This is a genomic window from Martinezella multihospitum (assembly GCF_900094585.1).
Taxonomy (GTDB): Bacteria; Pseudomonadota; Alphaproteobacteria; order Rhizobiales; family Rhizobiaceae; genus Rhizobium; species Rhizobium multihospitium.
On the sequence record NZ_FMAG01000014.1, the window covers coordinates 1 to 26,534 of the forward strand.

Here is a 26,534-nt window from a genome sequence, read left to right on the forward strand (position 1 = left end):
CCCTCTCTTCCCAGCAAGAACAAAAAGCCGCTTCCCCATCCTTCGGGCTGTCGCCCTGCAGGACGATCGCGCCGTCGGCGCCATCGCCGCTCCGGTCGACCGCTTGCTGCGGCCGCCCTACGGGTGGGTGATCCCCCTCGGCTCTTTCTTCTTGCCCCCTTCTCTCCCGCTGGTCCGCCCGAGCTCGGGAAGCAGGAGCGGGGTGCTTCCGCTTCGCGAGACCAAAAGGAAGAAAGGACAAGCTCATGACGATCTATACCGATACCGCCCGCTACGACACAGGCCGCGCCATGACCGAAACGGAACTGCGCAAGGCCGCTCCCTCGATCTTCGCAACGACAGCTCATGAAAGCCGCTCCGAGCGCTTCCAGCCCATCCCGACGATCGATGTCCTGCGTGGCCTCATGAAGGAGGGCTTTGTCCCCGTCGGCGCAAAGCAGTCGTCGAGCCGCATTGCGGGAAAGGCCGATTTCACCAAGCATCTGATCCGCCTGCGCCGTATCGATGACGGCAATACCTACCATGTCGGAGACACCGTTTGCGAAATCTTGCTCAAGAACGCTAACGACGGCACGAGCGCCTACGAATTATTAGCTGGCCTTTTCCGTATCCGCTGCCTGAATTCGCTCGTGACACAGACCGGCACCATCGATGCCATCAAGGTCCGTCATTCCGGTGACGTCGGCGCAAAGGTCATCGAGGGAACCTATCGTGTTCTCAATGAAGCAGAACGTACGCTTGCAGCGCCGCAGGACTGGTCGGCACTCAAGCTCAATCGCGACGAACAGCAGGTGCTGGCCGAAGCCGCTCACCTCTTGCGCTTTGGTGATGGCGACGGCGAGACAAAGACTCCTATCAAGCCGGAACAGCTTCTGATCCCGCGTCGCATCGATGATCGCGCCGATGATCTTTGGACCACTTGGAACGTGGTTCAGGAGCATAGCCTGAAAGGCGGTTTGCGCGGCATTGGCCGTGACGATCTCGGCCGTCCTCGCCGCGTCAAATCCCGTGCCATCAATGGCATCGATCAGGAGATCAAGCTGAACAAAGCGTTGTGGCTGATCGGTGAGCGGATGGCGGCGCTGAAAAGCGTGTCTTGACGACATCTTCACCCGGCGGGGCGCACTCGCTCCGCCAGACCCATCCGGGCGGATACTCATTCGCATCGGGCCTCGGTTCCGGCCGCACCGCATCGAGCGGCGCGACCGGAAGACGATGCAAACCGCCCACACGTCACGCAAGGTGACTTGCGTTCGCTCGTTCGAATCGTCGATAAGAGGACAAAGGTTTTGAGGCAGAAGCAGCCGCGCCGTGCCAGCCGGCGCTTCCGTATCAGCTGGACACCGACAATCCGGGTTCAATTCATGTCCTGGGAAAAAGGTCACGGGCAAGATCGGCATCCCACTCCGGTTACGAAAATAGCCACTTTTCACACGATTCCAAGATGCCACACGGCTCGTGTGCCACCCATCACCGTGCTGTCGTGGTGTACGAAGACCGACTCTTGCTAGCCGTCCTCTCCGGTAGATTTCTGAATAGATTTCAGGCACGTCGCATCTGCGACCGCGCGTCTCAGCCTGCGGCACGGAACCAGGCGGAGACCTGTTTCCGCCCGGTCGGGTGACGATCGCATCGTGCGGGCCGCTTACGCTGCGCCATGACACCGGCGCGCGACAAATGCTGGCACATTTGCGCTGACACCGGCGACATCTTTTCTTCCGTCGGGAAAAGAGGAGCGCTGCCCTCTCTTCCCAGCAAGAACAAAAAGCCGCTTCCCCATCCTTCGGGCTGTCGCCCTGCAGGACGATCGCGCCGTCGGCGCCATCGCCGCTCCGGCCGGCCGCTTCCCGCGGCCGCCCTACGGGTGGGCGATATCCCTCGGCTCTTTCTTCTTGCCCCCTTCTCTCCCGCTGGTCCGCCCGAGCTCAGGAAGCAGGAGCGGGGTGCTCCCGCTTCGCGACACCAAAAGGAAGAAAGGAAGACAACATGACCGACATTATCACCATCGCCCTGAACAAGCTCGATACCGATCCCATGAACGTGCGGAAGACTTACAGCAAGGAGGGGATCGAGGAACTGGCGGCAAACATTCGCAATGACGGCTACCAAGTCTTGCAGAATCTCGTTGTCCGCAAGAGCGACAAGAAAGGGCGCTTCCTCGTGATCGCGGGCGAACGCCGCCGTCTGGCGCTCAACCTGCTGGCCGAGGCTGGCGAGATCACCAAGGATTTTGCCGTCGAATGCAAGGAGCGGGAAGGGGATAAGGCGACAGAGATCAGTCTTGCCGAAAACTTGATCCGACGCGACATGCATCCTTTGGATGCTCAAGATGCATTTGCATCCCTAGCGGAGAAGGGAATGCCCATTGCCGATATCGCCGCCCGCTTCGGCACGACCGAAACCATCGTGTCCCGTCGTCTGGCGCTGGCCCGTGTCTCGCCGGTTTTACGTGAGCTGTACCGCGACGAAGAAATCAGCCTTGAGCAGCTCTCCGCTTTCACCGTGACAGACGATCATGTTCGGCAGGAAGAGGTTTGGAACAGCCTGCCGTCGTGGAACCGCAGCGCTCATCGCATCCGTGATGCCTTGCAACGTGGTTCGATGAGAGCGACAGACAAACGCCTTGTGTTCATCGGTGGTCTCGAAGCCTATGAGGCCGCAGGCGGCAATGTCCAACGCGACCTGTTCGACACCGGTAACAGCGGCTATGCGACGGATATCGCGCTGGTTGAACGTCTTGTTGCCGAAAAGCTGAACTCCGAGGCCGAAAAAGTCAGCGCCGAAGGCTGGCTCTGGGTGGAATGCCATGCCGAGATGCCCAACGAAGCCCATCGCCTGCGCCGCGTCTATCGCCAGACGATCCCGCTTACCGAGGAGCAGCAGGCGGAGCTTGATCGACTGGATGAAGAATACAGCGAACTTGCCGCTCTGATCGAGGACGGCGATGTTGATGACGAGCAGGAAAGCCGTTTCGATCAGGTTGTGACACAGATTGAAACTTTGCAGGCGGCCGAGGAATGCTATGCCCCTGAGGACATCAGCCGGGCCGGTGCCTATGTCTGCATTGACCATTATGGCAAGTTGCGCATCGAACGGGGATTTATCCGCCCGGAGCCCAGTCATGGTGACGACCATGATGATACGGCCACTGACAGCGAGGAAAGCAATGACAGCGCCAGCGGAAAAGCTTCGATAGCAAAGCCTTTCACGCTTTCGGCGGCTCTTACGCAGGAGCTGACCGCCCAGAAGACAGCCGCCATTCGGGCCGAACTTGCCCACAATCCCGACGTTGCTCTTGTCGCTGTCGTTCATGCCATGCTTCTCAGCGTGCAGGGCATTTATGGAAGCGAGGAAACCTGCCTCGAGCTACGTTTGACTAGCGACCGTCTGGAAAATTCGATCAAGGACCCCGCCGAGTGCAAGGGTATGGTAGCGTTGGACGACCTCGCGGAAAACTACGGTCATCAGCTTCCCGGCAATCCCGCCGATCTATGGAACTGGTGCTTGGATCAGACCCGTGAAGAGCTTCTGAGGCTTCTGGCTTTTGCTGCTGCAAAGTCGGTGAATGCGTTGCAACTGCCGCACTATAACAGGAGCAACCAGCGACGCCACGCCGATAAACTGGCCACCGCGCTCAAGGTCGATATGACCGATTGGTTCCCCGCAACTGCCGCGAACTACTTTGGGAGGGTTAGCAAGGCTGGGATCGAGGAGGCGTTGACCGAGGCAAAAGGTGGCGATTTTGCCAGCGGTGTCGCAGGAATGAAGAAGGCCGAGGCTGCAGCCTACGCGGAGCGTCAGATTGGAGGCACCGGCTGGCTTCCCGGTCCGGTCCGGATCGCGGACCTCGAATCTCGTCAGGCGGAGGACGACGACAGCGAGCTGATGGACGCCGCCGAGTAGAATGAAGGAGCCGGTCGCGGCACCCCCGCGACCGGCTCGACAGAAAGACGAGCGGCCTGCAAAGCTGAACTCTATCTCGCGACACTGTTAGCATCGGCACTGCGATGTGGCCAGCGCGACGATGCGACCTTGGCGGATCGACCGCCGCGGTCGCAGCAAGAGGACCCCGCAAGCCCGCGTCCTCTCACGCTCTCCTCCCGCCCGAAATTTGGCTCTGTTGCAAATATTCCGGATGACAGGCGAGGTCCTGTTTTCTCCGCCGTCACGCGGCCTTACTTTCGAGATTTGAAGTGAGCCGCGCTACAGCTTCCGTCAAGGCGCTCTGTCCAATGCCGAAAGCGCGTTCCACGATGCGGGCTTCTCCACGAATGTCGCCGGTCAGATTGAAAATTGCTGCCTGACCTTTGCGTAACGCCCGCATGACCTCAAAACCCTTGATCGTCGCATAGGCCATTTTCAAGGTCTTGAACCCTCGAACTGGCTTGATCAGCTGTTTCAACTTGCCATGATCCGCCTCGACCACATTGTTCAGATACTTGACCTGTCGGTGCACAAGCTCTTTTGGGCACTTGCCGTCGGCCTTCAGTTCCGAGATCGCGATGCCGTAGGTCGGCGCCTTGTCCGTGTTGATAGTGGTTGGCTCTTCCCAGTCCTTTAAGCCATTCAAAGCCTTGCCGAGAAATCGCTTGGCTGCTTCGGCATTGCGCGTCGGCGACAGATAGAAATCGATCGTGTTGCCGAACTTGTCGATGGCCCGGTACAGATATGTCCATTTGCCGCGAACCTTCACATAGGTCTCATCGACACGCCAACTCGTCGATTGAGGCCGGCGCCAATGCCAGCGTAGTCATTTTTCAATCTCTGGCGCATATTTCTGAACCCAGCGATAGATCGTGGAATGATCGACCAGCACGTCCCTTTCACCCATCATCTGCTCAAGATCGCGGTAGCTCACCCCATAGCGGCAATACCAGCGAACCGCCCACAAAATCACTTCACCCTGAAAATGACGCCACTTAAAATCACTCTTCAAAGCTCCCGCTGAAAATTGTCAACGCTCTTTCCGCCTTCAATCGATTCTTTGTAACAGAGCCCTTAACCTGACATCCCCAGCGTACATACTCACCTCGTTCGCGTGCAATTGTCTTTGTCATTCCCGCTTTGCTTGAAACTTTCCCCACTTCCTTTATCTAGGGCTTGCGACCGTTGGTTTTATGATAGAGATAGCAAGACGTGGAGAGCGACCATGTTTATACGCGAAGCAACAGAAGCTGACGCGCAACAGGGGAGCAGTCTTCTGAAACGATCGATTATAGAGTTATGTGGGCGGGATCATAAGTGGGAGCCAGCGCACATTGGAAGATGGATTGCCAACAAGACGCCTGAAAATTGGCTCTGCTGGGTAAATAGCGCTTCCGAAGATCTGTATGTAGCGGAGAGAAGTGGGATACTGCTTGGCATTGGGATGTTGTCCCATGCGAGCGAGATAGTGTTGAACTATGTGTGTCCAGATCATCGGTTTCATGGAGTAAGCAAAGCGATGCTCAAGCATATGGAAGACCGTGCGAAAGAGCTTGGCGCAAGATCTTGCTTCGTTGAGACGACTATAACAGCTGCGACATTTCATCGGTCCGCCGGCTATACGCCAGTTCCAGGGTTCGACGCCGTTCGCAAGATGCAAAAGTGCCTTTGCTAGGCTGATACCCTCAAGTCGGATTGGATAATTGCTATCGTCGAGATCCCGGCTTGTCGGTAGGGGGCGATGAGGCGTCGGAATTTCTGGCTTCCCATTTATACACTCTCATTTGTCAAATGCAGTAAAGATCTTTATTCTGGACGGCGGATGCCGCCCTTCTTATTGGGTCGGGAGAATATTCAACAGTGGGAGAAGCTAGTGGGAAAGACGATCACAAGGACGGCTCAACGGTACACTGATATACTGAACGCTGCCGCGGAGTTAATAAAAGAAGGAGGGATGAGCGCCGTCACAACAGACAAAATTCGTCAAAGGATTAACTCGTCTCCTACAACTATCTATGCATTATTTGAAGATAGAGATGAAATATTGAAGGAAGTATTCAAGGATGTTCATGCAAAATTTTTTGCGACAGCAGAATATAAATTACAATTTGCGTATACAGCAGAAGAGCAGATTTCGACAATAATTGAAGGAGTTTTTGCTGATGGTTTGTTTACCGAGATAGATATGCATGGATGGATCGCATCAATAATTTATTATTTATATCATAATGGAGAGCTGTCTTACGCGCCTGAGGCGCATCGTCGATTACATGAGAAGACGCGACGATTGTTTCTTGAGCTTGGTAGCAAAAATCCAGATATTTCATCGCAGTTTTGGGCCTTCATCGATGGTCTGTGGTTGACCGCAGCGCTTAGTAAAGGTTCGCTGGGTAGAAATACATGTGTCGATTGGACCTTCCAGTTTGTTGAGAGTCATCTTGGAAAGAGGCTAGCTCGTCGAAATGGCACACCTGGCGATTGACCTTTCAGATAATATACTTTATTTGGTGTGGGCGCATCTGGATGTTCGGAATTTGCATATTGGCCGTTGCGGGAAAGGGAATCTTTATCGATATGGCTGCCCGCTTCAGCTACCAATGGACTTTCAAGCGCGGCGCTACAATGTGAGCCGTCCAGCGTTGTTAAGCGCGCACTAGATTTGCGTTCTGGACTAGGAGTGCAGGGCTTCCGAGTTCTGAAAGTCAGATGATATCGCCTCTATGAAGGACGATACAGTGTAAATTGAAAAGGCTTACCGCAACTTTCTGACTACGACATATGCCAAATATGAGTAATCGATGTCTATTGCAGCGGCGACAATTTGTTCTCAAGCTGAACAGTTCATTCGTTTTGAGGGTATCGTTTGAAGCGCGAAATAAAGCAGCCAAGCTCTATTGATGTCAGAATAGGTGAGCAAGTTCGTCGAGCGCGTATGATGCTCGGATGGAGTCAGAGCAAGCTAGCCCGCACCATTGGAGTCAGTTTTCAACAAATTCAGAAATACGAGACTGGCGCCACTCGATTGACTGCGAGTCGGGTATTGTCGCTCGCGGAAATTTTGAACGTTTCAATCTCCTTTCTTCTTCAACCTGTTCGCCAAAGCGATAGTCATGTCCGGCCTGATCAGGATCCACAGTCAGGAGAGTTGATCACAGCATTTATGACCATAGACGATCCGCACGTAAGAATGAAAGTAGTTGAACTGTTGGAAGCGGTGGCAGTCAATTACATACCTTCGACACAGGTAGATTCTTAGATTGAGGAGGTGATCTCCTGGTGTTGGCTTTCCTGTGAGTTCTTATCTCTACCGTATTTCTACGGCACTTGATCGAGTGTTGTGGTTTAACCGGATATAGCTAAATGAGAAGTGATAGATAGTGGATGATAAGTATGCTATAGTTTATAATAACTTACCCCGTCACATGGCAGCGAGGTCTTCATCTCGAGGAATTGAGGCGCGGTATCAGAAGGATGATAGCACCATACGACGAGAGTTGTGCAATGCAAAACGATAAACTTGAGCAACTCCGTCAATGAAACAAAAGATGCTTCCACCTTTACAAAGAGCATGTCTTCGTTGGGTATTTCTCGGTAGAACTCCCACTGAAATCGCATTGCTGGAAGGCAAAAGCGTAGCCGAAATCCAAATCAATCTTGAAGATATCTTGGCCGTTCTGAATGTGAAAACATTATCTGAATTGATGCAGAAGGAATAGCTTACGAGATTGGATTGAAACGAGAGATTGCCGCTACAACGGGCGGTCAAGCGTCCTTTAGATATCCGCAAATCGCGACGTTTTCCCTTGTTGCTATGCCTTGGGTTACCGCTGATCATCATGCGATTGAGAATTCCATCAAGAACCGGCATCGACATCGTCGGATGGTTCGCGCCGGAGGCAACGACGTAATGTTAGTGGCACTCTCCGGATGAAAAGTGTAAAGGCGCAGCCTACGCGGTGTGCTAGTCGCCAGATACGGTCTAGCTCTCTGAATTGATGCGCCTGCTCCAAATCAATATTTTTCTTGATGCCGAACCGCTCGATCAGGAAAGCGATGAGCAGCTTGAAAACGAGTCGATGTAGATCGCCGAGTAGGATTGGAAAACCGGTCGCAGCACCCCGCCGCGACCGGCACAAGCTATGAGCCCGGCGTGACGGTGTGCTCGGTGGCGCGGCGTCACGGGCTGACATCGCAACAGTTGTTCACCTGGCGGCAGCTACCTATGTGCGAGACGGGCGCGTCGGCGATGTGTCGCAGCGTCAACAATTGCGTCCTCCGAAAGAATGGCCTTTCCGGCGGCACGTCCGGAAAGGCTCATCTGCTCTTCGATGGCCGGGCGAAGGTTCTGGACCAGGTGAGACCGATCGGCGACCTGCTGGGCCTGCGGTGCGCCATCACGGGTTGCCTGCGCATACAGGCCGCAGCGGTCTCGGCTGAGGTGAGTGCGCTTTGGGTCTTGTGCCGATCGTTACGACGCTCAGGACGTGAGTCAGATTGCGCCGCCTCGTTCTTCTGATCCCATGATGGGAAGGCCAAAGAGCCTATCCCGAAGAGAAGCAAGGGCCTGCTAAAGGACATCAAAGGCCGGCAGATGGAAACCTTCAAAAGTGCTTGACGCGAGCATGCCGAATAGAGAAGACCCAATATTGCACGCCGAAACACAGTCTGGGCTCTTATTAAAATGAAATAAGTTGCTAATCAGATGCGAACCAGCCGTTTCGAATCAAATGCGCTACGGCGGGCCGATCAACTGCCTCCGCTTGAAGGGCAGCCAACTCAAAGTCATACGGGATTGATCGCAGTTCAGCACTCCAGCCCGACCTTGTCTTTTCAAGGAATGCAAATCTCGCGTGCGGGGCCCCCACTTCGACAACATGCGAAATGGGCTTTTCGCTACGGTATCCGGGCATTCCTATACTGCCTGGGTTAACGACCAACACGCCGCCAACGTATACAATGCGAGGGATGTGAGAATGCCCACAAAGAACGACCTCCGCATTCCCGATGCCGTTTAACTTATCGAGAATAACTTGCTTGGAGTTTAGGACAGGTCGGCCTGAGCTCACATCCTCTAACAAATAGTCGTTGTCCCCGCCTGTCGGACTTCCATGGCATGCAAAGACCAATCCATCATCAAAGGTCGCAGTTTTCGGCAGCCCTTCAATCCAAGCCTTGTGTGATTGAGATAAACACTGTCTGGCGTAGGAATCAGATAAGCCCGTTCCTCCTTCAATTATTTGCCGCTCGTGATTACCCGCGATTGTTTCGTAACCAAGGCTAATATGAAGATCGGCGCTGCCGGCTGGGTCAAACGGCCCAGACACGAGATCACCCAGACTGATGACAATGTCGGGATCCAGTTCGCGTATGCTCTTCGCGACGGCCTCCAATGCGATACGATTTCCATGAACATCAGAAATAGCAGCGATACGCATCTAGTTAACCTCCATGAAATGATAAGATTGTTCGCGCCACGTTCTGTTCATGCGCGCAGATATACCTCCTTCCAGTGATGAGAATGGAACCTGGAGCGGCAGGCGTGGGCCTTGTTGCTAAGAGTCGATCCCTTTCTGAGATGACTTTAGGAAACGTTGGAAACGTATTGCTACATCGGAGGGCGCGATAGTGGGGCGCCCAAGATTCCGCATAGACCCAGTAGCAATCTGCATATGAACCATTGCTGGCCCACGCACGGCAGCCGCATTCTGCAGTGCGCGATGGAATTCATCAACGCTGTCGCATCTCCACGCGGCCTTATAGCCACATGCAAGGGCGACCCCCGCGAAATCCACGTTGGGTGACGCCGTTGCCTGTCCCCCGGTACTATCATGGGCAGCATTATCGAGAATGACGTGAACCAACTTGTCTGGAGAGTTGGCACCGATCGTTGCCATGTTGCCCATCTTCATCAGTGCTGCGCCATCACCGTCAAGCACTAAGACTGGCTTTTCAGTATTTAGCGCCACGCCTAGGCCAAGAGCGCTGGCTGCACCCATCGAGCCTACCTGATAAAAGTGCTGCTCACGATCAGATATCGTGAATAGCTCTCGTCCACACATTCCCGTTGTGGCGATTATCGCCGTCTTATCGGAGACAGTCTCCAAGACGGTCTCCAATGCCATTTGTCTGCTCGTTTGGCGAGAGCCGGTTCGTCGATCTTCATAGGTGCCCATCCAATCTCGTTCTGGACTTTCTGGACTATTTAGGGTCGATGGTTCGACCACGCCTCGGCGTAACACCATAGCAAAAGGAAGGCGGTTGCTACTAAAGCGCTCGCGAACGGATGCGATGGCGTTGCCAAGTGACAGCTCGTCGGTAGGAAAGTCCATGGACGGTATTTCGATTGTTTCAAGCAACGCCTGTGTTTTTTGCCCCATTAACAAATGCTGGGGCTCGTCAGGTTCGCCCGGGCGCCCTCTCCAGGTTACGAGCAAAAGCGCAGGAATCAAAAAAGGCCGATTCAGTGAGGTGAGCGGATTGATCGCGTTGCCAAGTCCCGAGTTTTGGCACATCACTACTGCATCTCGACCCGCCAGCCAGGCGCCTGCGGCAATCGCGACAGCTTCCCCCTCGCTTGTCGCGCCGACATATCTACAATCGGCTCGACTGATAACGCGATTAATGACGGGCGACAGATAACTGCACGGAACGCCGCTAAAAAAAGAAAACCCATGAGTTATTGCGGCGTCAATAAACGAATCGGCTGAGATCATCTCGTTCTCCAAAATCCGAGAGCTGGAATAGCCCAAAGTGATTGAATTCACCGATATTGTTCTGAAAACTTCTGATATTTAGACGAAAGTTCTTCGGCCCATTGGTACGAGTCATCCAGCTTCAATTCTCGGCATTCATAGCCGAGCAGCCGGTTTAAGATGTCGGCCTCCTGATCTTCAAAGTAAACAGTACCGTCGTCTGCGATCTGTCGAATACCGTCTGCATGTTGGCACGCCTCATTTACTTTTATCGCGCGCTCCATGGGCATGGAGGGATCCAAATCGAGCTCAATGGAACCACTTGATATCTTGACAGGATACCCACCCGGTAATCCTCGAGGCGCTGGGGCATGAGCATAAATTGGCGTCTCGGAAACCAACCCCTGCAGAATGAGAGCTGCCGAGGCAGCGGTGAGGATTTGCCCTTCGGTGCCGCCAACTCGCCTAAGGTCGCCACCGAGCGCTTTGAAGATTGGTCCGTGATCTTCCCCGAGGTCGACAAGCTGCCCATCGACGTAGGCATCCAAATGGTATGTGGCTCGACCTGCGTTACCAAAGCGATGGACGTAATGACTGAAATAGTGATGGGCTATGAGCCGCAGCCGCACACGAACTGGCTCAATATCAAGGCGTCTTGCGACGGAATAGGTCAGAGCTGGAACAATATTCCCGATGTTTCCTACGCCGATGTCCGGCGCCAAGCCAACTTTTGAAAGCACGTTTCCAACGGCGTCGGGGAAGGCGCCATTCACGACCATGCAGTTGTGGCCGGAAAGCTTCACAGCTTTCATGAGATCATAGTTGAGACTCAAATGCATAGGGAGCCAGATACCGAATTGAGCTTCATCGATTGCCCGAAATACATCATTTGGAAGCTCAGTAATTATTCTCGCGGCCTGCAATGAAGCGCCCATGAAGATTATATCAGGGCGAATCCTGGCCAATATTTCTGCTACTTGTTCGACATTGCGGAGATCAGCCATCTCGACGGAAGGTCCTGCCACTGTTCCTAGATTGTAGGCTGTAAAACGCGCCAAATTGGCTAGCCGGACAGCTTTTTCGAAGTTTCGTCCCACCAGCACAACCCTACTTGTCTGTGCACGTGTTAGGAGGAGTGGGAGCAAATTTGCGCAAAGATTGCCCGTCCCAAAAATCATAATGAGGGGCGTTTCGGATTGTGCGGCACTAAGCATTGTTTGACCTCGACGAATTCGGGAAACAAATTTGATCCACGCCAAGCGGGACCCCTTGACATACCTCTGATTGCATTGTCCTGCTAAGATGCATATTAGTCGGAACACAATTAAAAGGCGTGGTCAATAGGAAAAAAGTCGTCCGTCAATTATTCGGCTAACTGATATTGGTGGCATGCAACTTACATTCCGATTCCTGAATTCTTGCAAAAATCCCTGCAATTTCGGTAGAGACTTAACGCTAACATATTGATTATAAATTATTATATTAAGGAGGCGCGAACCTTGGTCGACAGTCGAAATCGTGCTGAGGGTTCCAGAGAAGAGGAGTAGGCTGATCTCTATGTCATTGATTCTTATGCGCTACTTTTAAGATATATAATGAGATAATTACCCTATTGACGGGAGTGTATTTTTCTATGACTATCACATCTACAATCAAGGAGGGTACTTATGCTTGCTACCTTTGATCCTGCCCCAAGCGCACTTTCGCTGCTATTGAGGTCCCGCGAACTTTCATTTCTGATGGAAGCTCACGATGCGCTATCAGCGCGTATTGCGGAAGAAGCAGGCTTCAAGGGTCTCTGGGCTTCTGGGCTGTCAATAGCTTCCACTCTTGGCTTTCGCGACTCAAACGAGGCGTCTTGGACCCAGGTTGTCGAGGCTGTTGGTCGAATTGCTGATGTCACAAGCATTCCCATTTTGGTGGATGGCGATACCGGTTTCGGCAATTTCAATAACGCTCGAATTGTTGCTCGGAAGCTCGTGCAAGCGGGGGCTGCGGGAGTTTGTCTTGAAGACAAAGTCTTTCCAAAGATGAACTCGTTTGTGGGTGATCGGCATCCGCTTGCCGACATCCAGGAGTATTGCGGGCGACTGAAGGCAGTTAAGGATACGTGTGGACACGATTTGGTGGTTGTTGCCCGACTGGAATCTTTCATCGGCGGTCACGGGCTCGAGGACGCACTGGAAAGAGCTCATAGCTATGCCAGGGCAGGTGCTGATGCAATTTTAGTCCACTCGCGGAAATCGGACCCGAGTGAAATCCTCAGTTTCTGTGGCCAGTGGGACAATTCTAGGCCAATAATTATAGTCCCAACCAAATACTCAACAACACCGACCGATGTTTTCCGAAAAGCCAATATATCCACCGTGATATGGGCCAATCACAACATGCGGGCCGCAGTTTCTGCGATGAAGTCGGTATGCAACAGGATTATTCAGGAGCAATCGGTCGCGGGCATTGAAGAGGAAATAGCTTCAGTGGGCGAGATATTTGAGCTGCTCGACTACCAAGAGCTTGATAGCGCGGAGCAAAAGTATCTCCCTGCATAGGAGGCTACATGAAGCCGCTTCTAATCTTCGATTGCGATGGGGTTTTAGTCCAATCTGAACCGGGGGAAACCCTCTGCCTTTTGCAGGTAGCTAGTCGTTACGGGTACAACAGGACACTTTCTGACGTTGAAAAACGGTTTCGCGGCAGAAAGATGGCTCAAGTGGCCGGAATGATTTCAGAGGAAATGGGCAAACCGTTGCCCGAATCCTTCGTGCCTGAGGTCCGTGAGCTTTGCGCCAATACCATCGACAGGTCTATGGTAGAGACCCCCGGTCTTTCAATAGCGTTGAGTGGGCTGCCAAATAGGCGTTGCGTTGCGTCGAACAGCCCCCTGGAACTGATAAAGACCCGGCTAAGATCGGCCGGCCTAACTGCACATTTTGGCGAACAGATATATTCGGCGTACGAAATTGGTTCGTGGAAGCCTGATCCAACGCTTTTTCAGTTCGCTGCGTCGCACAACAGTTTTCCTAACGATCAGTGCATCGTCGTTGAGGACAGCGCGATCGGGGTGGAAGCCGCGTTGAGCGCTGGGATGAATGTTGTCCTGTATGGCGCTGAGACCAAAACAGTACGGGAGAGCGCAAAGGTTCGGCACCTTCTCGACATGTCCAAACTGCCAGAGTTGATAGTTAGCTTTTGAGGGATCTCATGCAAGAGGTTTCATTTATCCAGCCTGCGAGAGTGTTGAGCGAGGCGCAAGAAGCCGGCCCTGACTGGGCCAACGTGAGTACCTCCGAGTTCCTTCAGAAGGTCAGCGACCCGAACTATCCTTGCTATTTTGGTAGCGCCTCTATCAAGGATAAAACCTTATCATTTTGCTTCGTAAGTGATCTAAAAGGCACCAATCCAGCAGAGGATCTCGCAAATGTGCTACGGGCATATTTGGAGATCGCTGTCACTGGCCCGGCTAAGCAGTCATTGGTAGTTTTTGTCGGTCCGCCCGTATCTCCTGTAGATATCAAGACCGACTATCACCGCTTTTGGAGACTTCTCTCTGCAATAAGCAAGCACGATACTAGCCCTTGGCCTGAGGCTGCACCACAAGACACGGCCGATCCCTTGTGGCAGTGGTGTTTCGCAGGACGGAAATGGTTCGTCCTTGCTTGCAGCCCGGCATATCGGCTCAGGCGTAGCAGAAATTTGGGTCCGTGCCTGACTTTGATCTTCCAATTGAGTGATCGGGTCTTCGAAGGTTTGGGCGGGTCGACCCCAGCTGGGAAGCATGCAAAGGTAACTATTCGACGCCGCGCTGCTGTGTTCGACACCATCTCAGCTCATCCGCACTCGGGAAGTGAAAACCAGTCTTCGGTTTTCAAATGGCGACAGTATTTTTTGCCTGACGACGACACGCAATTTCAAGAAGGTGCGTGTCCATACGGCAGATTGACCGGAGAAGGGACATGACCGACGCACATTTCTGGAAAGATCACGTCCTCGTTCTTATGACGCCTGATATCATGGTCCGCGGGTTGCAGCTCCAGCTTTTCAAGCGGTTGTTGGAGGAAGGCATCATACCGGTTGCTGCAAAGCTGTCTAAGACAGACGCTGAAATGATTGACGAGCTATATCGCGACGTTATTGCCGGCAACTGGCAGACATGGCGTTACAGGCTAATCGAAGACGCGTTTGCGCTGGCACCATCGTTAGCGATGATCTGCCGTTGCGTCGATCAAGACCTGCCTCACGCCTATGTTAAATCGCGAAAGGGAAACCAGCATCCGCATTTAATGATTGACGGTCAGATCCGTCGAGATTTCGGCGCTATTAATGCCGTGCTGGGAATATTTCACGCCTCGGACAACCCTGAGGAATCTCGCAAGGACGCCCTCGTTTTCGGGCTGACACCGGATGACGTTTTTGACGACGAGGCGAAGTGCCATCGCCGCATTGAGCAGCTTTGCAAGCTGACCACACCACTCGTTCCCGAAACACGAGACTTTGACGACGCTCTCCAGCAGTTGAGGGCTGCGATCTTGACACTATTCTGGGATGATCTCGATGACGATTCCCGCAACGAGATCGATACGATGCTGGTGCTAAATGGCGGTCTGGCGGCGACCGGTGCGGGGAGCAGGCTTGCCAATCTTGTCCGCGACACCATGCCTAATGACCTATTCGACGTGCTTCAGTACGATTTTACTCCGGAGGCTGAAAGATCAGGCCGACTATCTGGAATACTGAACTGCATAAAGCGATATGGAATAGAGATGGATTCTTGGCAACACTTGGTACTTGAAAGTAGTTGCTATTTCCCACCGGCGCGAAAACGATGACGATTAAGCTTTCTAGTAATCAACGGGACGGTTCGAATTCAGTTTCACGGGGGAACGTGTCGCCGATATTTGTTGCCTCTTCCGTCAACGAAATTGGGAAATACCGATGGGACGATCTTGTTCATCGTGCTCAAGCACCGGTCTTCTATGAATGGAATTTCGTAAAGTCCATCGAAGATAACCCTCTCACGACGGGAGCTGAGCCCTTCTATCTGTACTCAGAGGGTTTATCTGGGCGCCTGAGTTTACTAACGACCCTATATCTGCAAACCGCTGTCAATCCGTTCGGTACATCAGCTACTCCAGAGAAAATGTTGGTAGGCCATCTCTGGCATTGTTATGATACCCGAGTTTTGACCGAGGCTACGATAACCGTGGAGCAAGTCCACGCGCTAAAGGCAGAGATCACGGATCTCGCCCGCAAGCATGGAGCGGTCACATGTGGCCTCTGCAATATCGACAGGAGTGGCCCGCTTGCGCAAACAATTGGAATTGCTGGCTTTCCAGCGGTCAACGGCGCATCTCGATACAGCCTTCTTCCCGAAGAAGGCGCAACACTTAGCTTGCATCTCGAAAGGGTCGGAAGAGCAACTCGAAAGACCCTCAAACACTACTATCGACGTGCTCAGAATGCCGGAGCGAAAATATCGTTCGTCCCTACTGATCGTGCACTTGATGAGGATGTGCTCAATCTTTGTCTTGCCACTGCAAACAAGCACGCTCCGGGCTACTACCCTCCCTCAGAACTAAGCGTGCTTCTCAGGTCTCTGGGAGACAGCTGCAGGGTTTTACGTGTTGAGCTTGGGGGAGTTCTTCTAGCAGTTTCAATCTGCCTTCTTGATGCGCACGCTGCACACTTTTGGGCGGGTGGGTGCCTGTATCCTGATGAACTGAATTGGAGCCCTCAGTACGTCTTATTTGCAGCCGAGATTGAGTATGGTTTCCTTTCTGGACGATCTCGTGTTGAGTTCGGCAGGCGAAATGATGAATTCAAGAAACGACATGGCCTTCAGGCTGTGGGTTTGTCGAACTGGACCTGGAGCGTGTAGTGTCAGTTAGGTTCTATCACGGTTTCAATGCGGTTGAGTGGGCGTCTTTGAGGGCACGGTCTCCGACGCACGGCACCTCATGGCTGAGTGCGATGGCAAGCCGGCTCCCAGGTGATTTATACACTGTTATATCCGACCAAAAGATTGGCTTTATTGGGACAATTGTGAAGGATGCAAACGCGTACGAGGCTTACAATCCCGCAGCGATTTTCTGGCGGGATGAACCTGTCTTTCCAATTGCTGATAGCATTCGCCGTATCGATTATCTAAAATCTGTCAGAGAGGGTTATCCGCCTACTCTACCTGCGCTCGTTTTGGTTGCTCCCGGTTATGTTGGGGATCCTGCTGGTGCGAACGTTTTTGATGAGAAGGTTGCGTCCTGTGTTCTGGTAGAAATCGTTGATTGGGCGAGGGCGCTGGGTCTGAGCTCGGTTCATATCCTGTACACAACAAACCCAACTATCCATTCCGCGGTAAGAGAGCTCAGCGGTGTGAGCTATAGTCTCGCAACGAGATCTATCCTCAAAGTCACTTGGGATAACTGGGATGGTTACCTAGGCAAGTTGCCATCAAAGAAGCGAGTTGAGTTTCGCAAGGAATGGCGCCGCGCTGCCGACGAGTTGTCCTTTGGTGAGTTCCCTGCGAGCGAATTCGTGGATGATATCGTGGAAGGTCGATGCGCGGTGCTCCAGCGGTACGGCCAAAGTGCTTCTTCTGAAGCTGAATTGTCCCGTCTGAAATCATTGATCGCCGCCTTCGGCTCCAACGTGATCGCTTATGGAGGCCTAGCAGAACGCCGGCTTGAGGCTAGCTGCTTGTGCCTGCGCGATGGTCGATGCTTGAACGCATTGTACAGTTCTCTAACGGAGAGTGGCAGAAAAGTGCCGTACGCCCATTTAGCGGCGACCTATTATGCGATCATCAGGCATAATCCCGCAGCTGTATGCGATGAAATTGATTATGGGATCGGACATCGAGAAACAAAAGAAGCTCGGGGCTGCATCCCCATTACTCTGTATGGCCACGCAATTCCCCTTAAGCAAGGGGGAGTAACGTCTTTCGAAGAAGCAGCTTCATATCTGTAGTTGAGAAGCCGCGCTCTGGAGAGTGCGGTGATATCTTAAGTCACTAGGAGAAGCCATGAGCACTTTAAAGAACAGTATCGTCAAAGGCGCTCTTTCGGCTTTCTTAATTTTGGACCCTCGTGAAAGCTATGTTGCTCCGGGGTTTAGACGTCTTTGGCTGGGTAGAACAATATCTCTGCTTGGTCAGTATACCTTTCGAATTTCTCTGATACTATTTATTCTTGAGCGAAGTGAGGGAGCCTCCGCACTCTCAAACATCGTCGCTATTCTTCTGATTCCTACGATCATGTCTTACCTTCTCGGAGGTATTATTGGCGACTGGACGAGATCACGCAAAAATGTGATGATTTATCTGGACATAGCCAGATTCCTCGCGATGGCTGCTGGAGCTTTCGCTGCCTCTATCTCGGATGAGGTTTGGCCAGTTATATCTCTGGCCTTTGCAGCAAGTGTCGCCGGAGGGCTTTTCGAGCCTATCGGCTTCGGGTTCATGGCTCAGCTTGTGCCGAAAAACAAACTTCTCTCGGCAAACTCAGCAATTTCTATTGGCAGACAAATTGCAATCATTGGGGGGCCGATGCTTGGGGCGCTCTTGGTCGATCATAGTGGCCCGCAGTTCGCCTTCCTATTCAACAGCTTGACGTTTGCTGCTTCAGCGGTAGCACTGTGGGCCATTCCGTTCGCTGGATCGTCCGATGAGGCACGAATAAGTGGGGGGAAAGCGGGCCGCTCACTCATCGAAGAAATGTTCGAAGGTCTGAGATACATTTTATCTGTGAGGTGGCTTTGGATAACTCTCGCCACAGCTGCGGTCGCCAATGCGATGTTTACGGGAGGGCTAGATGTTTCCGTACCATTGATCCTTGCCGGCGATAGATCGACTGGATCGCTCTTAGGAACATTCTACACCCTTCAAGGCTTGGGCGCGCTGATCGGTGCGGCTATCTTAAGCCGTATGAATATTCGCGGCGTGGCAACGCCACTATTTATAATGCTAATGATGATGTCGCTATCGTTAGCCTTGGTCGGCGCCTTGGGAGACAGTTTGTTCACGCCCTTCTTGGCTATTGCATATGGGGTAGGAATGCATTGGTTCAATTCTCTTTATCCCGCCCTCGTTCAATCTCAAGTTCCTACCAAGCTTCTAAGTCGAGTAAGCAGCTTCGAATTTTTGGCCTTTGACGGCTTAATGCCTCTTGGTGTTTTGCTGATCGGTCAGTCTTCGGTCCATTTTGGTGTCTCACAGACGCTTATCGTGGCCGGCTTGACTGTGGCGTTCGCTGTTTTCCTAGCCAGTTTGTCACCGAGCGTTCGTGCACTCCAGATCGAAAATATGAACGGCGACAAACCGGTCGCCTCCTAACTGCTATCCAACGACAGGACGTCACGTGATGCTGTGTTCTGAAGACGTTATTGAACTGGAAACGAATTGGGCAACCTCGCTCTCGCCGCAAACCATCCATTATTTGCAAGGCAGGGGGCTCACAGCGGCAAACTTGGGGCATGTGCTAGATCGTTCTCCCGGAGAACCCGTGTTGCTAACTGGTTCATATGCATCAGGTGAGCACAATCCAACGTCTGATCTGGACATCCTCATCATCACTCAGGGGTCAGTTGGTCGACTGCCGGAAGTTTCCAACCATCCATCGATATTCGGTGATAGTTACGACGTCGAAGTTGGAGAAGTCTCTGTCAATATTGAGTACGTCTCAGAAATAAAGGTGCGTGAGCTAGCCCAGATAGCGAATCGTGCGGATAGATCTACTCCGCCTGCTGTCGCTAACTTTCAGGCGCTTGAGCTCCGTCTTGCCCACCGATTTGTTACCGGAGTTCCATTGTTAGGTGGGGAAACAATAAGAACGATGAGGGGCGGCTTTCACCTTGATGAATTTAAACGTGCTGCGGTCGCCCTCAACTTTATTATGGCAATGAGCCTTCTCGAAGATAGCCAGGTGCTTGGGTCGCCAGAAAATTTGTTAATGCTTCGGGCATCTGCGGAGTCGCTCTCTCTCGCGGCGCTGAACGCATTTGGACCTATAACCTACGGCATCAAGCACATACGTTCGCGATCAAAAAGATTGGCCGATGCAGGCTTTAACGTTCGAGTACTGCAGGATGTCGATCGCATGCTGAAAATCGATCATATGCCGATCGCGGATGGACGAAAATTTATCGAGTTGAGTGCCGACGATTTTCTTCTCTATCTCAGATCGACGGGAACTCAGTACAAGATCTTTGCAATGTTGGAACCATACTCTGCGAGTTGGCCGAAGCTGACGGCCTTGGGAGGCACCCTATGACCACCAAAGCCGCAGAACCGGTAATCGTGATCGATCGAGTCGGTTACTCTTTCTACAAGGCGCCCCGGAGTACATATCTTTCAAGTGGTCGCTTTAGCGTCCGTCTCGTAACTGCTACGGACAAGTTGCACGAGGTTGAGGGCGAGGAGATAGAGGCAGTATTGGCGCTGCCGAGATCTGATCACTCAGCATTCCTCAGTGGTGCGAAGCTGATGTTTAATCTTAATGGAGTTCCAGCGCGGAGAATTGTTGCGGTCACCGAGAGGTATCTTCTTCACGCAGCAAAATTAAGAGAAGAGCTTTCGCTTCCTGGGATGACATTAGCGGAGACTTTGCCTTTTAGAGATAAGGTCTTGATGAAGGAAGCGGTGGCAGCGGGTGGTTTGCGAGTTCCTGAATTTGCGGAATATACACCACAAGCCGCACGGGACCTGCTTTCCCGATATAAAAGGGTTGTCGCTAAGCCACGGTTCGGAGCAGGATCAAAGGGAATAGTATTCTTGGACACTGTCCGAGATGCTGACACCTTCGAACAAAGGTACAAAGATGATCTGCCCGACTACGAGGTAGAGGAGTTTATTTCAGGTCAGCTTTTTCATATCGACAGTATTGTAGATTGCGGAAAGGTAGTTGCTGCTACCGCCGGGCTGAGCATCGATCCTCCTTCAAATTTTGAAACGTCTCGACCGTATCGGGATGTTTCGATTGAGCCGAGCGATTTACTTGATGAGTTGCTTGACTTCAACACACGTGTGATGGCGCAATTTCCTGCGTTTCGCGGCGTCACGCATTTGGAAGTGTTTAAAGCTGAGGACGGGATTTACTTCTGCGAGATTGGCGCACGTGCCGGGGGCGGCGGAGTTATCGCAAGTTTTCAACACCGCACAGGTTACAACTTGGATGAGATTGTGCTCCAATCACACCTGGAGGGCGCAGTACCTGCATCTATGAATGTCTCTAATGCCATGACCGGTTATGTGATGATTTACGGTACGCCCGGGCAGCTGGTAGGGGAAGTCAGAGCTCCCGACGCCCCTTGGGTGATAGAGACTCAAATTCTTGCCAGGCCTGGGGAGATACTAGATGTTCCTCAGGATTGGAGTGACGCCGTGTGCATCGTATCCGTGACGGGTTTAAGCGCAGTTGAAGTCACGGAGCGCCTTGAGATCGCAATCGAGCATATTTCTTCGCAGCTATCGTCAGCGGGTCGCTGACGATAGCTTTCAGGTGATCTTGGATTCCTTCCTCAGTATTTGGTGCATCGGAAAAAACAAAGAAACCGCCCGTTTAGTAACACGGAAATCGCCATCTAGGGTTGACATTTACGGCGTACGCATTGATCTTGAGTTAAAGTGCGAGCCCCGGTGACCCTATAAGTTGTGAGGTCAATATGCTCATTGCTCAAATCAGCGATGTACACGCCAGTATTGATAACGGCAATCTTGCTCGCCTAGATTCGGCGGTGAATTGGCTCTGCTGCGTTCGACCCGATGCAATCATCGTAACGGGCGATCTGACCGACAACGGCTGGAGCGACGGCTATAGAGAAATAAAGGTCATATTGGAGAGGATTGGGTCCCCGATCAGTGTCATACCAGGGAATTCCGATGACCCTTTGATGATGCGTAATTTGTTCGCCGGCACCTATGGTTGGGAGGGATCTTCAGCCCTTCACACCGAGCTAAACCTTGGCGGAATTAGAGCTATTTGTCTCGATGTTACCGTTGCTGGAGAGGCTCACGGCAACATCGAGTGTCATATTGATTGGCTTGAGAATAAGCTTAATGCGGATCGTGGAAGCAAAGCAATAATTTTCACTCATCAGCATCTATTTCCTACTGGAATAGATGTTATCGATGTCTCTATGTGTCAGGGCTTTCAGAAGCTTGAAGAGTTAATTGTAAGACGTGAGACTAGACCAATTGCCATTTCCAGCGGCCACGTCCATCGTCCGATGGCAAGTGTCATTGCTGGCGTTCCAAGCTACATATGTGGATCTATTTGCCCCGCAAATCCTCTCTTGCTTGACAGCTGGCGAAACCCGCCTGTCACAGATCCTCCATCTCTGATGATCCACGATCTTCGCTCAGGACATTTAGTTAGCAGCCACATAAGTATTGGATCCGGGTGACTAGATCTGTGGCATTAAATTCCTCCCCGAAACCATTTGGTCTTCAACCGATTATATCGATTCACTTCATATTTATGCCAAACGAAAAGATGGTTTCTCCGGGATTATTCCTGATCCAATGACTTGAAATACAGAGAATTTACATGGGAGTGTTGGACATGGTTAATGCACATGAGGTGAAAGAGGCGGCAGTCCGTCGAATTTTGTTGAATTCCATTAAGCGTAACGACGAGCTCGCCGCCGAGGAGCTCGGCGTCTCTCTCGAGCGGTTTCAAGCATTTATGAGCGGGTCGAATGCCGATGCTATAGATATCTTGGCACGTGCTGTAGATAAGTGGCCAGTCAGCGAGAGAGAGTTTTTCGCAGTACGTGACGATGCTCCGTCAGGCTTTGTTAAAATGTCTGCGGCGGCCTCCAAATCTAGCGAGCGGTGCATTGCACGGCGCGGAGAGCGCTACTTCAACTATCGTGATAGCGCAATGAGTACCGTAAGCCCTATACGACCAGAGCTCGTTGAGATGCTGGTGACGGTCAATGATGCTGATCCAAGCAATCCTGCTGTTCGCTGGAACACAGGACATTTCTTCTATCAAATTACTTATTTCGTCGGGAAGGTGAATTTCTATTATGAGGACCGAGGCAATCGGGTCTGTGTGGAGATGAACACAGGCGACTCAAGTTTCTTGGGCCGCTATATTCCGCATTCATTTGCTAAACGTTCAGACGAAGAAGCATATATTCTGGCGCTAACCTTTGCTGGGCCCCTATATGGCGACGCGCAAAGCGAGCTCAGCACGCTCCCGGACTCCGCAGCTCAGCGTCTTGCGGGCAACGTTACAAGCAAAGGCTATTTGCCTTTGAGAGATCTCGCAGGTGATGCCTCACTACCTCTCGATGAGCTTTCTCGACTGGCAGATATCGAGCCTTCCCGTATCGAGGCGATTGCCGCGGGCGAAGTCGATATGACGGACGGCGAGCGATTAAAGATCGCATCCGCGCTCCGTGTTTCGCCAATCGAGTTGCTGCCTCGCGAAGTTATGCCACCGGACTCGCAAGTTCTTCACGCTGGATCAAACCGGACCTGGCGCATAGGTTCAAACCTGACTGTCAAGGAGTTGGCGGGGTCACTGACCACGCCGTTCGCCAGAGCCCTTGAATTTTCCGTTGGTGGAGACAAAGAACAGCGTTCGGACATCGAGACCCGTTTGCACCAGTTTTTTTATAATATTGGGCACACATCCGTGGAAGTCGAAATTGCATCGGAAGACGCGAATACAACTGTCGTGTTGGAGCCACATGCGTCTCTTTATGTAAAGCCGTACGTCCGTGTTGCATTTCAGGCCACTGAGGGTCCGGGTAGTGGTTCCAATAAGGGGAAATTGTTGGCCTTGCGGGTTGCAGGTAATTTGTATGGAACAACCAATATAGAGGCTCTAGGCTGCGGTGAAGCGGCACTGACCAGACTGCGCAAAGACGCAGCACTCTGGTATTAACCTACTCTAGGATGGGCGCCAGTCTATTATGGAGCTGTTCAATGAGAGTGGTGCTTATTCTAGCCTCGGTGACTTGAGCACAGTTATGGATGATCTGGACGTTGCTGCCCAGATCATCTTCGTGGTCGGAGGCGAAAGTTTTGTCCAATCAGGCGCTGCAGATCTGCTCGGCCAGCTTTCGCAACACGACCCCCGTCTAGTCGCCCCCATTGTCAGACTAGTTGGTTCGCGGCCATCTGCTGCGGACTACGTTACATTCCTCGCAGGACTCAAGGTGGCAGAGTGGAAGCGCGACAAAGCGATAGTTTTGATCGCGGTCGGAGGCGGCAGAGTGATCGATGGCGCAAAGATTATCGCCCATTATTGGTTGGCTGATAACCCCGCCTCACGCTCTGCCATAAATATCATTGCAGTGCCCTCGACTGCGGGCTCGGGAAGTGAAGCCACCCGTTTCGCGGTGTGCTGGGAAGGAGGCAGGAAAATGTCTCTAGATCACGAAGGGCTAAAACCGAGGGCAGCGATACTGGACCACCGTTTATGTATCTCCGCTTCCGTTTATCAATTGGCGACTAGTGGAGTAGATGCGTTGTGCCAGGGGATTGAGGCGCTTCTAAACGTGAACGCAGTATCACAGAGCGACGAGTTCGCGCGCCAAGCGATTTCTACCGCTCTGGTGGTCCTGCCACTTCTAACCGCGCGCCGTGATAATGAATCCATGCAATCGATGTTGTGCGCTTCCCATTTCGCCGGCCGAGCAATAAACGTTACACGCACGACTGCGCCCCACGCGTTTTCGTATTATCTCACCAGCGAATTTGGGATATCCCACGGGCATGCTGTTGCGCTGGGCATGGCAAATTACCTGGAGCTGTTCAGCAACGAGATCGATCGATGTGATGATCTGAAGATGGCCTATGGTCCAAAACTGGTATGGCTAAAAGCGCAACTTGATCCCAACAACCTCGGCTTCGCCAAGGCGTGGGACTGCTTTCTTGAAAGCATTGGCTTGGAGCCCACGTTGGACAGAACCTATCTTGAACCTTTACCGAAGGTAATAACACCGAAACTGGACATGGACCGTCTAGCCAAGTCGCCAATTTCGCGGATACTCTCCGACAATACCCACATGTATAGACTTGATAGTGACCGAAGATAGGCCGCCCAACTTAGGTGGATATTCCCAGCGTAGAAATTCTAGCTGAGAGAAGGCAACGTCGTGATTGTTCGGATCGATGGCCACGAACCCATAGAGGATCGCCGGTCGTCAGCCCACCTGCTCTCGTGCACCTATGGCCCATTGCGGAACATGAATGTCGGCGAAGAGCATCAGCGTCCTCTTCATTGTGCGCAACCCAGGGTATGTCTTGTGACGATTCAGAATCCACTTAGGCCCTGCTACTGCGACGGCCCTGATCGCAAGGGCATGCACCCCACGCACATCTCAAGAACTTCAAGGGAATGGATGTCGACAATGCCAATCCATCATAGGCCGCGTTCACCTCGCAGCCTGACAGAAGCACGGAGCCAATTCACATGAACCAGATATCCAAGATGACCGTGAGCGTGAACCGACGCTCGTATCCCTGGCCGCAAGTCGCGGCGATCGCAATCTGCCTCGACGGCTGCGAACCAGACTATATCGAGGCCGCCATCGAAGCGGGCCTGATGCCCACCCTGAAGCGTATTCGTGCGATCGGAACAAAACGCACTGCGCTCAGTGTCATCCCAAGTTTCACCAATCCCAACAATCTGTCGATCGCGACCGGCCGTCCACCTTCAGTCCATGGTATTTGCGGGAACTACCACTATGAGCCGCAGACTGGCAAGGAGGTCATGATGAATGCCCCCCGCTTTCTGCGCGCACCTACCATCTTCAAGGCCTTCTACGACGCAGGCGCGAAGGTGGCGGTTGTGACTGCGAAGGACAAGCTCAGAGCGCTTCTCGGCAAAGGATTGAGCTTCGAGGAAGGTCGTGCCGTCTGCTTCTCGTCCGAGCGGTCCGACAAGACCACGAAGGACGAAAATGGCATCGACAATGCATCTGCTTGGCTGGACCGCCCCGTTCCAGAAGTTTATTCGGCCGATCTTTCGGAGTTCGTCTTCGCCGCCGGTGTGAAGCTCCTCAAGGAATTCCGGCCTGACATCATGTATCTGACGACGACCGACTACGTTCAGCATAAGTACGCGCCTGGCGTTCCCGAAGCCAATTCTTTTTACGCAATGTTCGACAAGTACCTCGCGGAACTCGACGATTTGGCCGCCGCGATCGTGGTCACGGCCGACCACGGCATGAAGCCCAAGCACAAGAGTGACGGCTCGCCTGACGTGATCTATGTGCAGACCGTTCTTGACGAGTGGCTCGGCAAGGACAAGGCACGCGTGATCCTTCCGATCACGGACCCTTACGTCGTCCATCACGGTGCACTTGGATCTTTCGCAACCGCCTACCTTCCCGCAGACGTGGACCGCGAGGAGATCATCGCGCGACTGTCAGCGATCGAGGGGATGGATCTTGTTTTGCCACGCGCAGAAGCCTGCGTGCGGTTCGAACTGCCCGACGACCGGATCGGCGACATCGTCATGATCTCCTCGGAGAACAAGGCACTTGGAACGAACGAGCATAGGCACGACCTGGCCGCGCTGAAGGAACCTCTGAGGTCGCACGGCGGCTTGACCGAGCAACGGGTGCCGTTCATCGTCAACCGCAAGATTCCCGAACTTCTTTCAGCAGGATCACTCCGCAATTTCGATGCCTTCTACTACGCCGTTGTAGCTGCCGCGCAGCCGGCGAGTTGAGGAGACAGCGATGACGAAGATCGAAAAGGACTTCGGCGTCCGCCGCATGCCAATGCGGATCGCTGGAAAGCAGATCGACGCCAAAGGGACGAAGTCCGCTACCCTTGGAACTACGCCGTGGTCGGAACCGTCCCTGCCGAGGACGAGTCGTATGCGCGCGAGGCCTTTCGTACTCCTCCGCTTTCAAAACTCGGGTCCCATCCGCGCGAAAAGCGTAAGATCGTCGTCTAATAGCGAG

The 26,534-nt window shown here is 52.7% G+C and carries 21 protein-coding genes and 3 pseudogenes; 19 read left to right on the plus strand and 5 right to left on the minus strand.

The window, feature by feature from the left end; genetic code table 11:
• Positions 1–245: 245 nt before the first annotated feature.
• Positions 246–1,100 (plus strand): DUF932 domain-containing protein, encoded by an 855-nt coding sequence (locus GA0061103_RS32510; RefSeq protein ID WP_092719688.1) that lies wholly within the window; start codon positions 246–248, stop codon positions 1,098–1,100.
• An 886-nt stretch (positions 1,101–1,986) separates the two neighbouring features.
• Positions 1,987–3,903, plus strand: a complete 1,917-nt coding sequence (locus GA0061103_RS32515) for a ParB/RepB/Spo0J family partition protein (RefSeq protein WP_092719691.1) — start codon at positions 1,987–1,989, stop codon at positions 3,901–3,903.
• Positions 3,904–4,165: 262 nt separating this feature from the next.
• Here GA0061103_RS32515 and GA0061103_RS32520 read toward each other — a convergent pair.
• Positions 4,166–4,936: pseudogene (locus GA0061103_RS32520) on the minus strand (IS6 family transposase).
• Positions 4,937–5,149: 213 nt separating this feature from the next.
• Here GA0061103_RS32520 and GA0061103_RS35690 point away from each other — a divergent pair.
• The 4 genes and pseudogenes from GA0061103_RS35690 to GA0061103_RS35700 all read left to right on the plus strand — a co-directional run.
• Complete coding sequence (locus GA0061103_RS35690) at positions 5,150–5,599, plus strand: GNAT family N-acetyltransferase (protein ID WP_092719694.1); 450 nt, start codon at positions 5,150–5,152, stop codon at positions 5,597–5,599.
• A 198-nt stretch (positions 5,600–5,797) separates the two neighbouring features.
• Complete coding sequence (locus GA0061103_RS32530; protein WP_167376684.1) at positions 5,798–6,406, plus strand: TetR family transcriptional regulator; 609 nt, start codon at positions 5,798–5,800, stop codon at positions 6,404–6,406.
• A gap of 381 nt (positions 6,407–6,787) precedes the next feature.
• On the plus strand, positions 6,788–7,180 hold the full coding sequence (locus GA0061103_RS35695) for a helix-turn-helix domain-containing protein (RefSeq protein WP_141694499.1): 393 nt from the start codon (positions 6,788–6,790) through the stop codon (positions 7,178–7,180).
• 840 nt (positions 7,181–8,020) lie between these two features.
• Positions 8,021–8,128 (plus strand): annotated as a pseudogene (locus GA0061103_RS35700) (hypothetical protein); the annotation flags it as partial.
• 15 nt (positions 8,129–8,143) lie between these two features.
• Here the strand turns inward: GA0061103_RS35700 and GA0061103_RS35190 are convergent.
• The 4 genes and pseudogenes from GA0061103_RS35190 to GA0061103_RS32560 form a co-directional block, all read right to left on the minus strand.
• Positions 8,144–8,362 (minus strand): annotated as a pseudogene (locus GA0061103_RS35190) (ISL3 family transposase); the annotation flags it as partial.
• Between the two features lie 256 nt (positions 8,363–8,618).
• The gene (locus GA0061103_RS32550) at positions 8,619–9,359 is read right to left on the minus strand and encodes a metallophosphoesterase family protein (RefSeq protein WP_092719709.1); all 741 of its coding nucleotides are present in this window, start codon (positions 9,357–9,359) and stop codon (positions 8,619–8,621) included.
• Positions 9,360–9,476: 117 nt separating this feature from the next.
• A complete protein-coding gene (gene aepY, locus GA0061103_RS32555) occupies positions 9,477–10,637 on the minus strand; it encodes a phosphonopyruvate decarboxylase (RefSeq protein ID WP_092719712.1) in 1,161 nt (386 codons plus the stop codon).
• Positions 10,638–10,684: 47 nt separating this feature from the next.
• Positions 10,685–11,620 (minus strand): hypothetical protein, encoded by a 936-nt coding sequence (locus tag GA0061103_RS32560; RefSeq protein ID WP_092719714.1) that lies wholly within the window; start codon positions 11,618–11,620, stop codon positions 10,685–10,687.
• A gap of 663 nt (positions 11,621–12,283) precedes the next feature.
• Here GA0061103_RS32560 and aepX point away from each other — a divergent pair.
• The 13 genes from aepX to phnA all read left to right on the plus strand — a co-directional run bounded on the left by aepX (position 12,284) and on the right by phnA (position 26,296).
• Positions 12,284–13,165, plus strand: coding sequence for a phosphoenolpyruvate mutase (gene aepX, locus GA0061103_RS32565; protein ID WP_092719717.1), 882 nt, complete (start codon positions 12,284–12,286; stop codon positions 13,163–13,165).
• Positions 13,166–13,173: 8 nt separating this feature from the next.
• Positions 13,174–13,809, plus strand: a complete 636-nt coding sequence (locus tag GA0061103_RS32570) for an HAD family hydrolase (RefSeq protein ID WP_092719720.1) — start codon at positions 13,174–13,176, stop codon at positions 13,807–13,809.
• Positions 13,810–13,817: 8 nt separating this feature from the next.
• A complete protein-coding gene (locus GA0061103_RS32575) occupies positions 13,818–14,573 on the plus strand; it encodes a YqcI/YcgG family protein (protein WP_092719723.1) in 756 nt (251 codons plus the stop codon).
• Positions 14,570–15,442 (plus strand): nucleoside-diphosphate kinase, encoded by an 873-nt coding sequence (locus GA0061103_RS32580; RefSeq protein WP_092719725.1) that lies wholly within the window; start codon positions 14,570–14,572, stop codon positions 15,440–15,442. Before GA0061103_RS32575 ends, GA0061103_RS32580 begins: the two co-directional genes overlap by 4 nt.
• Positions 15,439–16,491, plus strand: a complete 1,053-nt coding sequence (locus GA0061103_RS32585) for a GNAT family N-acetyltransferase (protein ID WP_092719728.1) — start codon at positions 15,439–15,441, stop codon at positions 16,489–16,491. Before GA0061103_RS32580 ends, GA0061103_RS32585 begins: the two co-directional genes overlap by 4 nt.
• Before the next feature lie 92 nt (positions 16,492–16,583).
• Positions 16,584–17,576, plus strand: coding sequence for a peptidogalycan biosysnthesis protein (locus GA0061103_RS32590; RefSeq protein ID WP_092719731.1), 993 nt, complete (start codon positions 16,584–16,586; stop codon positions 17,574–17,576).
• A gap of 55 nt (positions 17,577–17,631) precedes the next feature.
• Entirely contained in the window at positions 17,632–18,939 is a 1,308-nt protein-coding gene (locus tag GA0061103_RS32595) for an MFS transporter (RefSeq protein WP_092719734.1), read from the plus strand.
• A 28-nt stretch (positions 18,940–18,967) separates the two neighbouring features.
• Complete coding sequence (locus tag GA0061103_RS32600) at positions 18,968–19,876, plus strand: nucleotidyltransferase domain-containing protein (protein ID WP_092719737.1); 909 nt, start codon at positions 18,968–18,970, stop codon at positions 19,874–19,876.
• Entirely contained in the window at positions 19,873–21,090 is a 1,218-nt protein-coding gene (locus GA0061103_RS32605; RefSeq protein WP_092719740.1) for an ATP-grasp domain-containing protein, read from the plus strand. The genes GA0061103_RS32600 and GA0061103_RS32605 overlap by 4 nt, the downstream gene beginning before the upstream one ends.
• Before the next feature lie 176 nt (positions 21,091–21,266).
• A complete protein-coding gene (locus GA0061103_RS32610) occupies positions 21,267–22,007 on the plus strand; it encodes a metallophosphoesterase (RefSeq protein WP_092719743.1) in 741 nt (246 codons plus the stop codon).
• A gap of 158 nt (positions 22,008–22,165) precedes the next feature.
• Positions 22,166–23,500 carry a hypothetical protein gene (locus tag GA0061103_RS32615; protein WP_141694500.1) on the plus strand — a complete coding sequence of 445 codons (1,335 nt, stop codon included), beginning with the start codon at positions 22,166–22,168 and terminating at the stop codon, positions 23,498–23,500.
• Positions 23,501–23,528: 28 nt separating this feature from the next.
• Positions 23,529–24,656, plus strand: a complete 1,128-nt coding sequence (locus GA0061103_RS32620; protein WP_092719750.1) for an iron-containing alcohol dehydrogenase — start codon at positions 23,529–23,531, stop codon at positions 24,654–24,656.
• 377 nt (positions 24,657–25,033) lie between these two features.
• Positions 25,034–26,296 (plus strand): phosphonoacetate hydrolase, encoded by a 1,263-nt coding sequence (phnA, locus tag GA0061103_RS32625; RefSeq protein ID WP_092719752.1) that lies wholly within the window; start codon positions 25,034–25,036, stop codon positions 26,294–26,296.
• The last annotated feature ends 238 nt before the right edge of the window (positions 26,297–26,534 follow it).

What these genes read in the sequence shown, in the direction of transcription:
- GA0061103_RS32510 (WP_092719688.1), top strand. Translation starts at nt 246, where the DNA reads ATGACGATCTATACCGATACCGCCCGCTACGACACAGGCCGCGCCATG.
- GA0061103_RS32515 (WP_092719691.1), top strand. Translation starts at nt 1,987, where the DNA reads ATGACCGACATTATCACCATCGCCCTGAACAAGCTCGATACCGATCCC.
- GA0061103_RS35690 (WP_092719694.1), top strand. Translation starts at nt 5,150, where the DNA reads ATGTTTATACGCGAAGCAACAGAAGCTGACGCGCAACAGGGGAGCAGT.
- GA0061103_RS32550 (WP_092719709.1), bottom strand. Translation starts at nt 9,359, where the DNA reads ATGCGTATCGCTGCTATTTCTGATGTTCATGGAAATCGTATCGCATTG.
- aepY (WP_092719712.1), bottom strand. Translation starts at nt 10,637, where the DNA reads ATGATCTCAGCCGATTCGTTTATTGACGCCGCAATAACTCATGGGTTT.
- GA0061103_RS32560 (WP_092719714.1), bottom strand. Translation starts at nt 11,620, where the DNA reads ATGGCTGATCTCCGCAATGTCGAACAAGTAGCAGAAATATTGGCCAGG.
- aepX (WP_092719717.1), top strand. Translation starts at nt 12,284, where the DNA reads ATGCTTGCTACCTTTGATCCTGCCCCAAGCGCACTTTCGCTGCTATTG.
- GA0061103_RS32570 (WP_092719720.1), top strand. Translation starts at nt 13,174, where the DNA reads ATGAAGCCGCTTCTAATCTTCGATTGCGATGGGGTTTTAGTCCAATCT.
- GA0061103_RS32575 (WP_092719723.1), top strand. Translation starts at nt 13,818, where the DNA reads ATGCAAGAGGTTTCATTTATCCAGCCTGCGAGAGTGTTGAGCGAGGCG.
- GA0061103_RS32580 (WP_092719725.1), top strand. Translation starts at nt 14,570, where the DNA reads ATGACCGACGCACATTTCTGGAAAGATCACGTCCTCGTTCTTATGACG.
- GA0061103_RS32585 (WP_092719728.1), top strand. Translation starts at nt 15,439, where the DNA reads ATGACGATTAAGCTTTCTAGTAATCAACGGGACGGTTCGAATTCAGTT.
- GA0061103_RS32590 (WP_092719731.1), top strand. Translation starts at nt 16,584, where the DNA reads ATGGCAAGCCGGCTCCCAGGTGATTTATACACTGTTATATCCGACCAA.
- GA0061103_RS32595 (WP_092719734.1), top strand. Translation starts at nt 17,632, where the DNA reads ATGAGCACTTTAAAGAACAGTATCGTCAAAGGCGCTCTTTCGGCTTTC.
- GA0061103_RS32600 (WP_092719737.1), top strand. Translation starts at nt 18,968, where the DNA reads ATGCTGTGTTCTGAAGACGTTATTGAACTGGAAACGAATTGGGCAACC.
- GA0061103_RS32605 (WP_092719740.1), top strand. Translation starts at nt 19,873, where the DNA reads ATGACCACCAAAGCCGCAGAACCGGTAATCGTGATCGATCGAGTCGGT.
- GA0061103_RS32610 (WP_092719743.1), top strand. Translation starts at nt 21,267, where the DNA reads ATGCTCATTGCTCAAATCAGCGATGTACACGCCAGTATTGATAACGGC.
- GA0061103_RS32615 (WP_141694500.1), top strand. Translation starts at nt 22,166, where the DNA reads ATGGTTAATGCACATGAGGTGAAAGAGGCGGCAGTCCGTCGAATTTTG.
- GA0061103_RS32620 (WP_092719750.1), top strand. Translation starts at nt 23,529, where the DNA reads ATGGAGCTGTTCAATGAGAGTGGTGCTTATTCTAGCCTCGGTGACTTG.
- phnA (WP_092719752.1), top strand. Translation starts at nt 25,034, where the DNA reads ATGAACCAGATATCCAAGATGACCGTGAGCGTGAACCGACGCTCGTAT.